At 73.1% G+C, this 16004-nt stretch carries 7 protein-coding genes; all 7 read left to right on the top strand.

The genetic code is table 11. From position 1 onward, the window contains the following. Positions 1 to 649, top strand: a 649-nt coding sequence (locus tag VGO10_RS09155; RefSeq protein ID WP_327467428.1) for a trypsin-like peptidase domain-containing protein, incomplete at its 5' end; no start/stop codon positions are given. A 33-nt stretch (positions 650 to 682) separates the two neighbouring features. Further along, positions 683 to 2953 (top strand): DNA topoisomerase 3, encoded by a 2271-nt coding sequence (locus tag VGO10_RS09150; protein ID WP_327467427.1) that lies wholly within the window; start codon positions 683 to 685, stop codon positions 2951 to 2953. Then, entirely contained in the window at positions 2940 to 3764 is an 825-nt protein-coding gene (locus tag VGO10_RS09145) for a VCBS repeat-containing protein (protein ID WP_327467425.1), read from the top strand. The genes VGO10_RS09150 and VGO10_RS09145 overlap by 14 nt, the downstream gene beginning before the upstream one ends. Before the next feature lie 38 nt (positions 3765 to 3802). Then, positions 3803 to 5677 (top strand): hypothetical protein, encoded by a 1875-nt coding sequence (locus tag VGO10_RS09140; RefSeq protein WP_327467423.1) that lies wholly within the window; start codon positions 3803 to 3805, stop codon positions 5675 to 5677. Positions 5678 to 5737: 60 nt separating this feature from the next. After that, positions 5738 to 8929 carry an IPT/TIG domain-containing protein gene (locus VGO10_RS09135; protein ID WP_327467421.1) on the top strand — a complete coding sequence of 1064 codons (3192 nt, stop codon included), beginning with the start codon at positions 5738 to 5740 and terminating at the stop codon, positions 8927 to 8929. A gap of 282 nt (positions 8930 to 9211) precedes the next feature. Beyond that, positions 9212 to 12136, top strand: coding sequence for a PD-(D/E)XK nuclease family protein (locus VGO10_RS09130; protein WP_327467419.1), 2925 nt, complete (start codon positions 9212 to 9214; stop codon positions 12134 to 12136). Positions 12137 to 12141: 5 nt separating this feature from the next. Further along, positions 12142 to 15969 (top strand): UvrD-helicase domain-containing protein, encoded by a 3828-nt coding sequence (locus tag VGO10_RS09125; protein ID WP_327467432.1) that lies wholly within the window; start codon positions 12142 to 12144, stop codon positions 15967 to 15969. The last annotated feature ends 35 nt before the right edge of the window (positions 15970 to 16004 follow it).

The raw sequence follows: 16004 nt of genomic DNA, 5'->3' as shown, positions 1-16004 counted from the left end.
GCCCGGCGTCGCGCCGCCCACGGCGAAGATCGCCCGCGATCCGCAGGTCCGGGCCGCCGGCCAGAGCACCGTGAGGGTCCTGGGCACGGCGTGCGGCCTCGGGGTCGAGGGCTCCGGCTGGGTCGCCAAGTCAGGCGAGGTCGTTACCAACGCCCACGTGGTCGCCGGCGAGAGCGACACGACCGTGCAGGTACAGGGGACCGGCCCTCGTCACCCTGCGCACGCGATCTGGTTCGACCCGCGCAACGACATTGCGATCCTGCGCGTAGGCGACGTCGAGGGACAGGTGCCGCCGTTGCAGATCAACATGAACGCGCAGCCGGGCACATCGGCCGCGATCCTCGGCTTCCCGCAGAACGGGCCGTTCGACGTGCAGCCCGCCCGGCTCGGCCAGACGAGCGTCGTGCGGACCCAGGACGCGTACGGGAACGGACCCGTCCTGCGGAAGATCACGTCGGTCCGCGGGCTCGTCCGGTCGGGCAACTCTGGCGGCCCGGTCGTGGACGGCGCCGGGCGGGTGGTCACCACGATCTTCGCCGCGAGTGTGGGTCGCGGGCAGCGCACCGGCTTCGGCGTGCCGGATTCGGTGGTTGCGAACGCCCTCGCCAACGCGAATGGCGAGGTGGGCACGGGGCCCTGCGCTCATTGACGTCGTCGCACGGGCTACGCTGAAAAGAGACCCATGGCCAAGACACTCGTCATCGCAGAGAAGCCGTCCGTGGGCCGCGATCTCGCGGCCGCGCTCCCTGGCGACTTCAAACCGGCCAAGGACAAGAGCCACATCGAGGGCGACGAGTACGTCATCACGTGGGCGGTCGGGCACCTGGTTGGCCTCGCGCCGCCGGACGAGTACGACCCGAAGCTGAAGAAGTGGCGCTTCGCGGATCTGCCGATCCTGCCGGAGAAGTTCAAGCTGATCCCGAACGACGAGCGCTCACGCAAGCAGCTCGTCGCGGTGCACAAGCTGATCAAGCGCGACGACGTCGACCTGATCGTGAACGCGTGCGACGCCGGCCGCGAGGGCGAGCTGATCTTCGCCTACCTGTTCGAGAAGGCCGGGGCCAAGAAGCCCGTGCAGCGGCTGTGGTTGAACTCGATGACCAACGACGCGATGCGCGAGGGCTTCAAGAACCTGCGCGACGGCGAGGAGCTCTCCAAGCTCCAGGACGCGGCCCGCTCGCGGTCAGAGGCCGACTGGATCGTCGGCATGAACGCCACGCGCGCAGCAACGATCCGCCTGCGCTCATCCTTTGACGGCGCCGTCTCGCTGGGCCGCGTGCAGACACCGACGCTGGCGATCCTGACGCGCCGCGAGGAGGAGATCCGCGCGTTCGTCCCGGAGCCCTACTGGCTCGTGGACGCGCAGTTCGACGCCGAGGGCAACCGCGCCTACGAGGGGCGCTTCCACGCCGGCGCCCAGCCGCGCATCGCGACGGCCGAGGAGGCCGAGGCGGTCGCCGCCGCTGCGCGCGGTCAGCGCGGTGAGATCACCAAGCTCGAGAAGACCAAGCGCACCGAGAAGGCGCCGCTGCTCTACGACCTCACGTCGCTGCAGCGCGAGGCCAACACGCGCTACGGGTTCAGCGCGCGCCGCACGCTGGGCGCCGCGCAGCGCTGCTACGAGGAGCACAAGGCGCTCACCTATCCGAGAACGAGCTCCCGTTACCTCACCTCAGACATGGTGCCCGAGCTCAAGGAGGTCGCCGGGCACGTCGGCGAGCACCCCGAGTACAGCAAGGGCGCCCAGTACGTCACGGGCCTGGACCTGCTGCCGCTGGGCCGTGTCGTCGACGACGCCAAGGTCGGCGACCACCACGCGATCATCCCGACCAACTCCTCGCACAAGCTCGAGAAGATGGGCGACGACGATCGCCGCATCTACGACATGGTCGCCCGACGCTTCCTCGCGGCCTTCCACCCCGAGGCGATCTTCGAGAACACGCGCGTCGAGACGACGGTGGCCGAGCACATCTTCCGCACGCGCGGCAAGGTGCTCGTGGTTCCGGGCTGGCGCGGCGTCTACGGCGAGCTGGCTGACGACGGCGGCGCGCGCGACGAAGAGGACGAGGGCCGCGACCAGTCGCTGCCCAAGCTCGAAAAGGGCGAGTCGGTGGCCACGCGCGCCATCGAGGTCCTGGCCAAGGAGACCAAGCCGCCGCGGCGCTACTCCGATGCGTCGCTGCTGGGCGCGATGGAGACCGCCGGCAAGCTCGTCGACGACGACGAGCTGCGCGAGGTCATGAAGGAGTCGGGCATCGGCACGCCGGCGACGCGCGCGGCGATCATCGAGCGCCTGATCGACGTCGGCTACATCGAGCGTGACGGCCGCTCGCTGGTGCCGACCGAGAAGGGGATGAACGTGATCCGTCTGCTCGGCGACCATCCGCTGACCTCGCCGTCGCTGACCGGTGACTGGGAGCAGCGCCTCGCCGCGATCGAGGCGGGCGAGCAGCAGCGCTCGGCGTTCATGGCCGACATCGCGAAGTTCGCGGGCTTCACGGTCGGCGACATCGACGCCAAGCTCAAGGACGTGCGGATCCCGCGCGCCAACCTCGGGCCGTGCCCGATCTGCGGCCGCGACATCGTGGAGAACCGCAAGGGCTACTCCTGCTGGGGCCGTGAGGACCCGGGCTGCGGGTTTGTCATCTGGAAGTCCAAGGCGGGCAAGAACCTGCCGCCGGCCATCGCCAAGGAGCTGATCGCGCGCGGCAAGACCGAGAAGCCGGTCACCGGCTTCAAGGGTCGCAGCGGCCGCTCGTTCCGCGCGCGCCTGGCGCTCGTGCAGAACGAGGAGGGCCGCATGCGCGTCGAGTTCGACGAGCCGTGGGCCAAGGAGGGCTTCAAGGAGGCTCAGGCCGATGAGATGGAGGCGGCGGCAGCAGCTGCAGCTGCTGCCGCGGTGGCCGGCGAGGGCGAGGCTGCGGCCGCGAGCGGGGCGAGTGCCGCGGCGTAGCTCGCTGCGCCGGCTCGCGCCGCTGCTCGGCGCGGTCGTGGCGCTCCTCGGAGCGCTCGCGGGTCCTGCGCTCGCCAACGACGCGGGCTCGGTCATCCACAGCGCCGGTGCGGTCACCGCGACGCTGGCGTGGGACAAGGCCGAGTTCGGCATCGGCAACCCGCGGCTATCGGTGGTCCGTGCCGGGGCCGCCTTCGACGTGGCGATCGCCGACATCTGCCTGGAAGGCTGCATCGTCGTTCCCGACGCGAAGGACGACCCGCCTGGGATCTCGGCCGTCAAGGTCGCCGACCTCGATGGTGACGGCGAGCCCGAGATCCTGGTGGACATCTTCTCCGGCGGCGCGCACTGCTGTCTGACGGCGCGGCTGCTGACCTTCAACGGCAGTGGCTACACGCCGCTGGACATCGGCTACGGCGACGTCGGCTACGCGCTCAAGGACGCCGACGGCGACGGTCGCCTCGAGCTGGTCGGCTATGACCCGCGCTTCTCGACCGTGTTCACCGCGTTTGCCGGCTCGGCCTTCCCGCCGTCGGTGCTGCAGGTCAACCACGGCACGACCGTCGACGTCACCCGCCGCTTCCCGAAGCTGATCCGCGCCGACGCCGCCGCACGCCTCAAAGAGCTCCGCCAGGCCAGGCGCGGCGACGACATCCGCGGCGTCCTCGCCGCCTACGTCGCCGACGAGTACCTCCTCAGCAAGGGCTCCACGGGCCTCAAGGAGATCGACCGCCTGCGTCGCAAGGGCCTGATCACCAAGCCGTTCAAGCCCTATCTGCTCAAGAAGCTCAAGGCCTGGAAGTACCGCTAGGGAGTGCGGGGCGTCCGTGTCGTCTAGGCTGCGCGACCATGCGGCGTGGCGTGGTCGTGACGGCCATGGTGATGTCGATCTTCGTCGGGCTGGTGGTGGCGCCGGGCGCGTCGGCCAAGGCCGTGGCATGCAAGGCGGGCACCGTGGCGGCAAAGGTCGGCGGCCATGCGAGCTGCGTCGCGCGGCGGCTCGTGGCACCGACGCCGACGACGGCCGCGCTAGGGCCTACCCAGTTCAAAGGCGCGCTCGACGTCGTGGCGGGCGGCGTCAAGCTGCGCTCGGGCCGGCGCGCCAGGACGCTCGGCAAGCGCGTCGGGCGCTCGTGGACGGTCGCGCGCGGGCGCCTGCTGAAGGCGATGTCGGCGACGGCCGCGCGGATCACGCAACCGCTGCGACGGGCCAGGACCGCCGCCGCTGACACCGGCTGCCAGGCGATGGACATCCTCGCCCAGGGCGGGACGTTCAACGTCGAAGGCCAACCGGCGGAGCTCGGGGGCAGCACGACGGTCGACGGCGTGGGGGTCACCCTCGGGGTCACGGCCTCCGGCGGCATGCACATGGGGCTGAAGACCACCGTCAACGGCAACACCTACACCATGTCCTTCGACGCAGGCGAGAGCGAGTGCACGAAGCTCAAGGTGCCCGCGTGTCCCGCGGCCGACGGCAGCCTCAACGCCTTCGGCTCGAAGGGCAAGATGGGGTTCTCGATGACGGTGACCCGCGGGGGCAAGGTCCTGGCCAAGCGCGGCTACGCCAAGACCGTCACGATGGACACGCGCGGGCAGGTTGCCGACGACGCCAAGCTCGACACGGTCGAGGTCCACTACAGCGAGACGACCGTCGTCGACCTCGACGGCGTGCACTACACCGGCTACGGCACGCGGCTGATGACCGTCGACATGCGCAGCGGCAAGTACGACCCCAACAGCGCGGAGTCGCTCTCGTTCGGGTCCGCGTCGGTCGCCGGTCAGCTCGCCAATACCGCGGGGATCGAGGCCGACGCCAAGGACTTCGCGGCGTTCCTGGGCAAGACGATCGACGAGTACCGTCAACGCGAGACGCACTGGCAGAATCCTGGCACCTGCGCCAAAGCGGTCTTCTCACCGCTCAGCAACACCATCAAGGTGCACCCTGGGGCGACCGGCACGTTCAGCGGGCAGGTCACCGCGAGCGACGGCGGCACGGCGGCCAAGGTGCGCTGGGCGGTCGGCGCCCAGCAGAACGGCACGTTCACGCCCGACAGCAGCAGCGACCGCGGGCCGACGTTCTCCTACACCGTCGCCGCGCACCCCAGCGGCAAGACGCTGAGCGTCGCCCTCCACATCACCTCGACGGCGGGCGTCGCCGACGACACCTGGTCGCAGCCGATCGAGGACCAGCTCACCACGATCGCCGGCACGTTCACCGGCCACGCCACGCGGGCCGGCGTGATCTACGACTGGCAGGGCACGGCCACGTTCACGCGCGTCCCGAGCGGGGCCGACGGCGCCGGGCCCGGCGGCATCTTCCAGCTCACCTCCGGGCAGGCGACGGTGACGATCTCCGGCTCGGAGGTCGGCACCGGCTGCGATCAGGTCGGCACCAGCACGATCAGCCTCCAGACGAACTCGGTGTGGACGGTGAACAACGCCGCCGCGCCGTTCCTGTACCAGATCGTCGCGCCGTTCTCGCCCGATCCGCCGCAGGCCACCAACGTCAACTGCGACCACCCGGAGACCAACGGGACCCCCGCCGGTCTGGGCAGCATGCCCGCCACCGCGCTTCAAAGCGGGGACGTCGCGGCCGGCGCCGCCCTCACCGGCCTGATCAAGACGACCGACGACCTCCTCGCCTACGACGGCTCCGCGAGCATCGCCGGACCGGAGTCGGACGAGAGCGCGAGCTGGACCTGGTCGTTCAAGGGCGCGGCGTAGGTCGCAGCGGGTCGCGGGCGGCGACCGGTGGACGTCCGCGTTCGATGGGACGATCCCGCCATGCGTCTGCGCAGCGTCGTGCTCATGGCCGTGCTGTGCGCGGGCGCCACGGCGCCCGCGGCGCGGGCCACGACGGTCGACTTCGAGAGCCCGACGCTCGCCGACAACACGGAGGTGGCGGCGCAGTTCGCCGCCGCCAAGGCCGTGACGTTCGTGACCGGCGCGCCGACGGGCGCTGCCGCGTTGCCGCGGATGCGGGTGGCCGGCGCCGCCGAGATGCGCGACGGCACGCACGCGCTGAACGTCTCGACCGATTCGCAGGAGTTCGCGCATCCGGACTTCGCAGGCGCGTTCTCGACCACGCGGTCCACCGTCTCGCTCTACGCGCGCGCGACAGAGGTCGACGTCGCCTCGGTGTCGCTGCGGGCCTACAACTCGGCGGGGACGCAGATCGCGGTCGCCACGCACACGCTGACCACGGCGGCAGGTTGGGTGTCGTTCAGCGTCACGAGCCCGGGGGCGGCGTCGACGATCGCGTACTTCCGGCTGTCGAGCAGCGCGAGCGGGCCGGTGCGCGTCGACGACCTGACCTACGACGACCCGGTCACGCCGCCGCCGGCGGACTTCGCGCTGCAGCTCGCGACGACGCGGGTGGCGCTCTCGGCTGGCGGCACCACGCACACGACGCTGACCATCAACCGCATCAACGGCTCCGACGGCGCCATCGTGCTCGACGACGACTCGGAGGGCGTCGGCATGACCTTCTCCCCCAACCCGGTGCCGGCGACCCAGACGACCGTCGACGTGACGATCACGGGCCGCAGCCCGGCGACCTACCCGGTGACGGTGACCGGCACGCCGCAGGTCCCGGGGGCGGGCGCCGAGCCGCGGACGGTCGGGCTGACGGTGGCCTTCGACTTCCCGGTGCAGATCATCGCGCCGCCGGGCGATCCGCTCACGCTGCCGCCGTGTGCGAGCGTCAGCGCCCGGATGAGCGTCCTGCGCGGCGCCGGCATGGACGCGCCCATCAGCTACACCACCAACTCGGTCCCTGCGGGCGTGACCGCGACGGTCGACCCGGCGACCGCGACGGTCACGCTGGCGCGGGGCGACGACACCGCGACGGCCGGGCCGCATTACGTGGGGGTGACGGCCGTGGCCGACGGCTACAGCCAGCACGGCAACGACCTCGTGCACTTCACGGTGGCGGACCCGACGATCGACGCCGCCAACACGCGCGCAGGGGCGTGGACCGGCGGCGCGCCCGCCGCGCTGGCGCCCGGCGACACCGTCACGCTGAGCGGCAGTGGCTTCTGCCCGGGGTCGCGGGTGCGGTTCGGGAACGTCGGCGCCGAGGTGCCGGTGGCGGTCAGCGCCGGCGGGACGCGCGCCACCGCGACCATCCCGCCGCTGGCCACGACCGGGCCGTTGACCCTGATCTCGCCGGGCGGCCGGGAGACCGCGAGCGCCACGTCGTTCACGATCACCAACTACCGCCACACCAACGGCTTCAACTTCCCCAACGTCGCATACGACGGCGACATCAACCACTGGTTCGACCTCTACGGCGTCCAGCAGTTCTTCCTGCAGGCCGACCCGTGCGCGCTGCTGACCTTCGGTAACGCGCACTGCCCGGTGACGACGCCGATCCCCAACCCGTTGTCCTACATCGTGTTCGCCGTCGCCGATCCGGTGCTCGTGAGTGGGGGCGGCAGCTGCTTCGGGTTCGCGCTGGCGTCGCGGCGGATCGCCGCCGGGCGCGGGCCGTCGCCCGCGTCGCTGGGCGGCGGCACCGACGTTTTCTCGATCCCCGACAGCCCCGCCGTCATGAACTACATCTGGAGCCAGCACGTCGCGCAGATCTCCTCGGAGTACCTGGCGCAGTGGTGGCACCAGAGCGCGGGCGGGAACCTGTCGCTGAGCAGCGCGGGGGCGTTGCGCGGCCGGATCGAGGCGTCGATCCGGTCCGGGTCTCGGCCGCTGATCTCCCTGGCCCACGGCAACACGGGGCACGCGGTCAACGCCTATGACATCACCGACGTGCGGCCCGACGGCGCGTTCACGATCAGGCTGTACAACAGCAACGCGCCGTTCACCGACCACGAGCTGGGCGCCGACGGCGTGGCGGCCGCCGACGCCGAGCGCCACTCGGTCATCAACGTCGCCGCCGACGGCCACTGGACGTTCCCGGAGTTCGACTGGCACGGCGGCCTCGCCGATCTCGTGGTGCTCGACGACCGGACGTTCCCGGTCCGTCCGAGCCTGCCGTCGTCGCCGGAGGGGATCCTCACGCTGATCTTCGGGGCGGGGGCGCCGTCGGCGACGGCCGCTCGTGCGGCGACTGGTGCCGACCGCCTCGTCCGCGTCCCGATCCTCGACGACCCGACGCCCGCGCCGGTGCTGGTCGGCGACGATGGCGTCGCCCACGACCTGTCGCTGACGCCGGCGGCGGGCGGGAAGCTCGACACGCTCGTGGCCGGCGGCGGCAACAGCGGCCGGATCACCGGCGCCGGCGTGCGCGGTGCGACGAAGCTCTCGACCGGCAAGGACGGCGACACGCTCGGCCTTGACTTCGGCCACGCGTCGCAGCTCGACCTCGCGCTGGCGACCCGGCCGAAGCCCGGGGTCACCCGCTCGCTGACCGCCGCCTTGCGCGGCGCGCTGACCGGCGGCGCCTCGGTCGCCACCAGCGGCCTGGCCGGCTACGAGCTTCGTGCCGGCGGCAGTAGCGCCGAGCTGCGCCTGACGCTCAGCACCGCCGGGGCCGGCGGCGCGCCGCTCGTGTTCGCGGGCGCGCCGATCCGGATCCCGGCCGGCGCCCGCGTCGCCGTCAAGCCCGACTGGTCGCGCATCGACCAGGGCGTGACCGTGAGGCTCCGCACCCGCGACGGCCGCCGCCGAGCGATCCACATCAAGAACACGGCACGTCCGGCCGCGAAGGTCAGCGGGGTCCGGGTGAAGGCGACCCGCAAGGGCCGCGACCTGACGGTGACGGTGACCGCTCGGATTGGCGGCAATGCCTCGGCCGCCGTTGGCGCCATCGGCCTCGCCGTCCGCCGCGGCAAGACCGTCGTCGCCCGCAAGGGCAGCCCCGCGCGCGGGACCACGCTTCGCCGGACGGTGCTGAAGCTCCGCCTGCCGGCGAGTGCCGCCAAGGGCCGGTTGACGCTCCAGGCCGTCGTGACGACCGTGGGATCCGGCTCCAAGCTCTCGGCCGGCTCGACCGCGCGCGGGGCCGCGACCGTCCGCTGAACGGCGTCGCCCGTCCCACGGCGCTGCACCACCCTCTGGGCATCCGCCCGGGAAAGCCGCGAGCCGGCCATCGTGGCCGGCTCGCGCGCACGCTGGGGATGAGAGCGTGCGTCCTGAACGGTCCTCAGACATGGGGCCGTCTCCTAGTCGCCTTACCTCCAGGCTCGCCGCGCCAAACTCCGCGAAGAGCGGCCATGCGCCCACGCGCAGCGGTGCCGGCCTGCGACGCTGGACGCAGCCCGCCGTACCGTCGGGCACCGCTGCCACCCTGTCGCACCCGACATGCCCCTGCACCTCGTCACCGGCCCCGCCAACGCGGCGAAGGCTCGCATCGTCCTGGAGGCCGCGCGCGCCCGTGCAGCCGCCTCGCCGCTGCTCGTCGTGCCGACGGTGGCCGACGTCGAGATCTACCGCCGCGAGCTGGCCGCCGACGGCGCCGTGCTCGGCGTTCGGGTCGAGCGCTTCAACGGGCTCCTGCGTGAGCTGGCCTTCCGCGGTGGCGTCGCCGGCCGCACGCTGACCGAGCTGCAGCGCGAGCGCGTCGCCGCCGCCGCGATCGCCGCCACGCCGCTGGAGCGCCTCGCCGGCGCCGCGCAGACGCCCGGCTTCGCGCCCGCGCTCGTCGCCTTCGTGCAAGAGCTGGGGGAGGCGCGCGTCGAGCCGCCGCGGTTCGTTCGCGCGTTGCGCGACTGGGCCGCGGGCGAGCCCTCGCGCGCCGGCTTTGCCGAAGAGCTCGGCGCGCTCGTCCTCGCCTACCGTCGCGCCCAGGAGCGCACCGGTCGCCACGACCGTCCCCAGCACGTCACCGCCGCGCTCGACGCGCTGCGCGAGGAGCCGCACCGCTGGGGTGCGACGCCGGTCTTCCTGTACGGGTTCGACGACCTCTCCCCGCTGCAGCGTGACGTCATCGACACGCTGGCCAACGCCGTCGGCGCCGAGGTCATGCTGTCGCTGACCTTCGAGGCCGGGCGGACGGCCTTCGCGGCACGCGCCACGCTGCACCAGGAGCTGCTCGCGCTCGGTGGGACCGAGGAGGTGCAGCCTGCGGTCTCGGACTACTACGCGCCCGCCGCCCGCGTCGCGCTCCACCACGTCGAGCGCTCGCTCTATGAGCCCGACGCGCCGCGCGCCGATCCGGGCGCGGCCGTCGTGGCCCTCGAAGGCGGGGGTGAGCGGGCGGAGGTCGAGCTGGTCGCGGCCGAGGTTGCGCGCCTGATCCGCGAGGAGGGGATGGCGCCCGAGGAGATCGCGGTCGTCCATCGTGGCCTCGACGCCGTCGCCCCGCTGATCGACCTCGTCTTTCGCACCTATGACATCCCGGCGGCGGTGCGCCGCACGATCAAGGTCGGCCACACCGCGCTGGGCCGGGGGCTGGTCGCGATGGTCCGCTGCGCGCTGCTGGATGCCAGCGCCGACGAGCTGCTGACCTGGCTGCGCACGCCCGGCGTGCTGCGGACGCCGGCCTTCGCCGATCGGCTGGAGTCCCGCGCGCGCCGCGAGGGCGCGCGCACCGCCGCCGAGGCACGCGCGCTCTGGGAGCAGGAGCGCTGGTCGCTGGAGGCGCTGGACCACATGGCCCAGGCCTACGCACGCGGCGGCGTCAAGGCGCTGGCCGAGCGCGTCGACGCCGAAGCCGCGACGCTGCTCGCCGCGCCGTGGCGGCGGACCGCGCCGGTCTTCGACGCCGAGGGCGAGCTGGATGCGCGCGTCGCCGCCCAGGTCCGCCGCGCGCTGCGCGAGGTGGGCCAGTTGCCGACCGAGCTGCAGCCCGAGCCCGCCGCGCTGGTCGCGACGCTCGACGGCCTCGAGGTCTACGTCGGCTCGCAGTCGGGTGCGGGGCGCGTCACCGTCACCAGGCCCCAGTCGCTGCGAGCCCGCCGCGTTCGCGCGCTGTTCTGCCTCGGCCTGCAGGAGGGCGTCTTCCCCGCGCAGACCTTGCCCGAGCCGTTTCTCGGCGACGACGAGCGGCGCGCGATCAACGCCGCGTCGGGTCTGCGGCTGCGCCTCCACGAAGACGCGCTGAACATCGAGCGCCTGTTCTTCTACTCGGCGGTCTCGCGGCCGACCGAGCTGCTCGCCCTCAGCTGGCACGCGGCGGGCGACGACGGCGCGCCGTCGGTTCGCTCGCTGCTGGTCGACGACGTCGCCGACCTGCTGACCGAGGGCTGGGCCGACCATCCGCGCCGCCGTGAGCTCGGCGCCGCCGGCTGGGCGGGCGGGGCGGGGTCCTTCGCGCCCACCGAGCGCGAGGCCGCGCGCTTCAGCGCCGCCGCCGCGCCGCCCGCCCAGCCGGCGCACATCGGCCACCTCCTCGCGCCCGCCGCGCTGGGCCCGCTGCGCGAGCGTCACACCTGGTCGGCGTCCCAGCTGGAGGTCTGGGCTTCCTGCCCGGTGAAGTGGTTCGTCGAGCGCCACCTGCGCCCGGAGGCGCTGGTGCCCGACCCCGAGCCGATGATCCGCGGCGAGCTGGCCCACCGCGTCCTCGAGCACGCGCTCTCCTCGCTGGCGCAAGATGGTGGCCTTTCCCCGGCACGGCTTCCCGAGGCGCGCGCGCTGGTACGGGCCGCACTCGACGAGCATCGCGACGACTTCAAGATCTCCCCGAACCCCGAGCGCCTGCGCAGCGCGCTGCGGCGCCTGGAGGTCGACCTCGTCCGCTACCTCGAGTTCGCCGCCCACGCCGGCAGCGCCTTCGCACCGTCGCGCTTCGAGGTGAAGTTCGGTCAGGCCGAGGATCCGTTTCCGCCGCTGGAGCTCGATGGCGGGGCGCTGCGGCTGGCCGGCCGGATCGACCGGATCGATGTCGACCCGAGTGGCCGGGAGGCGATCGTCTACGACTACAAGGGCAAGACCGCGACCGCGCAGGCCAAGTGGCTGGAGGAGGGCAAGCTCCAAATCGCCCTCTACCTGCTGACCGTCCGCCATGTCCTGGGACTTGCACCGGTCGGCGGCCTCTACCAGCCGCTCGGCGGGACCGAGGCGCGCCCGCGCGGCGCCGTGCTCAAGGACGCAGACCAGGGGCTGCAGGCCTTCGGCACCGACCGCGTGGACGAAGAGCGCCTCGAGGAGCTGCTGGCCGCGTGCGCGGATGCGGCGCGGACCGCCGTCGCCGAGATCCGCGCCGGGGCGCTGGAGCCCGCGCCCGAGCGCTGCGCCTACACCGGCGGCTGCGCGCACCCGACGATCTGCCGCTGCGTGACCTCGTGACCGGCATGTTGTATGACGATGGCCGGATGGTCGGCCGCGGCGGGCTGCCGTTCACCGACGAGCAGGCCGAGGCGATCGCCCGCCGCGAGGGCTCGTTGCTGCTGTCGGCCAACGCCGGCTCGGGGAAGACCTCCGTGTTGAGCGAGCGCTTCGTGCGCCTCGTCTTGGAGGACGACGTCGCGCCGGGCCGGATCCTGGCGATCACCTTCACCGACAAGGCGGCCGGGGAGCTGCGCACGCGTGTTCGCGGCCGCTTCGTGGAGTTGGGCCGGCGCGATCGCGCGCGCGACCTCGACGCCGCGTGGATCTCCACCTTCCACGGTCTCTGCGCACGGATCCTGCGCGCCCATGCGGTCCGCGCGGGCCTCGACCCCGCCTTCACGGTGCTGGAGGAGGCCGAGGCGCGCGACATCCGCGGCACCGCCTTCGAGCGGGCGCTGGCCGACTTCCTGTCTGATGATCGCGCCGAGACGCTCGACCTCGTCGCCGCCTACGGCGTGGACGCGCTGCAGCTGCGGATCACCACCGCGCACGACCAGCTGCGCAGCTCCGGGATGACGCGCCCGCGGCTGCCCGAGGTGCGCGTCACGCCGCCGGACCCGGCCGCGCTCGCCGCGGCGCTGGAGCGCGCCGAGGAGGAGCTGGTGCCGGGTGACGAGCGCCCGCGGATCGCGACGGCGCGCGCGGCGCTGGCGAGCTGCCAGGAGTTGTTGTCGCGCTTGAATGTTGGCCCGCCCACCCCGCCGCCCGCGCTCGCCGCGCTGGAGGCCGCCGCGTTCAAGCCGGGCAACATGAAGGCCTTGCAGGGCGACGGCTGTGCGGCTTACCTGGAAGCGCTGGATGCCTTCGCGGGCGCGTGGCGCGACGCGCTGGCGGCCGCTGCCATCGTGCTCCTCGACGAGTTGTTGGTGCGCTACGCCGAGGCCTACGCGGAGGGCAAGCGGGCGCGCGCGGCGCTCGACTTCGACGACCTCGAGCTCCTCGCCCGCGATCTGCTGCGCGACACGCCAGCGATTCGCGCGAGCTACGCCGAGCGCTTCGAGCGCGTGATGGTCGACGAGTTCCAGGACACCAACGCGACGCAGCTGAGCTTGTTGGAGTTGTTGGGTACCGACCGTTTCGTCGTCGGCGATGAGCTCCAGTCGATCTACAGCTTCCGGCATGCCGACGTGCGGATCTTCCGGGCCCAGCGCGCCGAGCTGGCGCGGGCCGGCGCGGCCGCCGAGCTGGCCGCCAACTTCCGCAGCCGGCCGGACATCCTCGGTGTCCTCGATGCCGCGATGGGCCCGCTGCACGGCGCCGCGCACGTGCCATTCGTGGCCGCTCGCGAGGATCCTGTGTCGCCTGCAGTGCCCCTCGTCGAACTCCTGCTGACCGACGCCGAAGCGGTCGAGGCGTGGCCGCCGGAACTGCTGGCGTCGCTGCCCCACGCGGCGGCCAAACGCCGCGCCGAGGCGCGCGTGGTGGCGGCGCGGATCGCCGAGCTGGTGCGTGGCGAGGGCGTGCCGGCCTCGGACATCGTGGTTTTGCTGCGCGCCGCGACCGACATGGCGGTCTTCGAGCGGGCGATCGAGGAGCAGGGGCTGGCGACGCTTGCGGCCGGCGGTCGCGGCTACTGGGGCCGCCAGCAGGTGCTCGACCTCTGCGCCTATCTTGGCGCGCTGGCCAACCCGCGCGATGAGCTGGCGTTGTTGGGGTTGTTGGCTTCGCCGCTGGTCGGGCTGGGCGCCGACGGGTTGGCGATCCTCGCCCGGACGGCGCGGCCGGGGGCCCGCTGGGATGCGCTGACGCGCGCGTTCTCCCCGCCGGGTGAGAGAGCGGCAGACGATTCGCACCTGGACGTTGCATCGCAACGTCCAGGTGCGATCGGCGGAGACAGAGCGCTGTGCGACCTGCTGCCCGACGCCGACCGCGACGCGCTGGCCAACTTCTGCCCCTGGTTTGCGGCCGAGCGCCAGCAGGCCCCGCGCCGAGGGCTCGACGTGCTGCTCGAGCGCGTGGTCGATCGCACGGGCTACGACCTGCACGTGCTCGGCCTGCCCGGCGGCCGCCGCCGCTGGGCCAACGTCCTCAAGCTGCAGCGCCTCGCGGCAGGCTTCGAGGGCCGCCGCGGTCGCGACGTGCGCGGCCTGATCGACCTCGCGACCGCCGAGCTGGAGGCCCAGGCGCGCGAGACCGACGCGCCCGTCGAGCTCGGCGACGCGACCGCGATCAGGTTGATGACCATGCACGCCGCCAAGGGCCTCGAGTTCCCGGTCGTCGTGATCGCCGACCTCGGTCGCTCGGGCCGCAACGACACCGACGACCTGTTGGTCCGCGAGGGCCGCGTCGGCCTGCGGCTGCGCACGATCGACGGGGCGTCGGCCAAGACGCTGGAGTGGGAGGCGCTGCGCACTGAGCAGCAGACCGCCGACCTCGAGGAGGAGCGCCGCATCCTGCACGTCGCGATGACGCGCGCCGAGGAGCGCTTGATCCTCAGCGGCACCTTCGACCCCGACAAGTGGCTGGGCGCGCCGCAGCCCGCCGTTGCGCCGCTGCGCTGGCTGGCGCCGCGCCTCGTCGCGGGCCTTGAAGGCGTGCTCGCCGATGCGGCGGACGCGGTGCCGACCCTTGGCGACCCCGACCCGTCGGCGCCGCGCGACCGCGTTGCCGTTCGGGTCCATCGCGAACCGCCGCCGGAGGTGCTCGCCACGCCCGTGCCGATCGCCGCCGAAGCCTCCGGCCCCGGAGTTCCCGAGCCGACGCGTGAGAGCACCGGCGGCCAGCTCGCCCTCGACCTCTTCGCCGCCCCCGAGCCACCGCCGCGCCGCGTCTACGCGGAGCCCCCGCCACCGGGTGGGCCTGTTGACGGACGCCCTGCGTCCGCGGAAGGGCCCGCCGGCGCCGAGGTCGCGCAGCCACCGCCGGGTGGGCCTGCCGGCGGACGCCCGGCGTCCGCGGAAGGGCCCACCCACGCGGTCTCGGCAGCACGCGCCGTCGCCGCGGCGCCGCCGCGCCCGCTCCCCGCCACGTTGTCCTACACCTCGCTCGCGGCCTACGACCGCTGCGCCTACCGCTGGTACCTGGAGCGCATCCTCCGCCTTCCCCGCGACGACAGCGGCGGCCCTGCCACGGTCCGCGCCGAGCGCCCCGCCGGCCCGATCCCCGACGGCCTCGACGCCCTCACGCGCGGCTCGCTCGCCCACGTCCTGCTCGAACACCTCGACTTCGCCGCACCCGCAGCGCCGAGCGAAGAGGCCGTCCGCGAGGCCGCACGGCTGATGGAAGCCGAGCTGACCGACGCCGACGTCACCGACCTCCAGGCGCTGGTCGCCGCGTTCGCCGACGGCCCGCTCGCGGCGCGCCTCGCCGCCGCCATCGACGTCCGCCGCGAACACGGCTTCGTCGTCGGCCTCGGCGACGACAGCGCGCCGCTGCTCAACGGCGTCATCGACGTCATCGCCTTTGAGGACGGCGGCGGCGCGCTCGTCGTCGACTACAAGTCCGACGTCGTCACGGCCGACGCCGACCTCGAGGCCTACGTCGAGGCCGACTACGGCGCCCAACGGCGCATCTACGCGCTCGCGGCGCTGGGCGCGGGCGCCGCCGACGTCGAGGTCGCCCACCTCTTCCTCGCCCGCCCGGCCGAGCCCGCCACCGTCGTCTACGACCGCAACGATCTGCCGCGGCTGCGCGAGGAGCTCGACGAGCTCGTCGCCGGCATCGCCGCCGGCCAGTTCACGCCGACCACGCAGCCGCACCGCACGCTCTGCCTCACCTGCCCCGGCCGCCGCGCGCTCTGCCACCACCCCGAGGAGCTGACGCTTCGCGAGGAGCCCACACCGGTGGTCTGACGCGAGAGCTTGCGAGATCCGTGTCGAGCAAAGGC

This window comes from Baekduia sp. (assembly GCF_035996765.1).
GTDB lineage: Bacteria > Actinomycetota > Thermoleophilia > Solirubrobacterales > Solirubrobacteraceae > Baekduia.
The sequence above is the reverse complement of the archived record's forward strand: the minus strand, read 5'-3'. Positions and strand labels throughout refer to the sequence as shown.

Bases quoted from the DNA above. Each gene is read 5' to 3' on its own strand.
- VGO10_RS09150 (WP_327467427.1), top strand. From the start codon at position 683: ATGGCCAAGACACTCGTCATCGCAGAGAAGCCGTCCGTGGGCCGCGAT.
- VGO10_RS09140 (WP_327467423.1), top strand. From the start codon at position 3,803: ATGCGGCGTGGCGTGGTCGTGACGGCCATGGTGATGTCGATCTTCGTC.
- VGO10_RS09135 (WP_327467421.1), top strand. From the start codon at position 5,738: ATGCGTCTGCGCAGCGTCGTGCTCATGGCCGTGCTGTGCGCGGGCGCC.
- VGO10_RS09130 (WP_327467419.1), top strand. From the start codon at position 9,212: ATGCCCCTGCACCTCGTCACCGGCCCCGCCAACGCGGCGAAGGCTCGC.
- VGO10_RS09125 (WP_327467432.1), top strand. From the start codon at position 12,142: ATGTTGTATGACGATGGCCGGATGGTCGGCCGCGGCGGGCTGCCGTTC.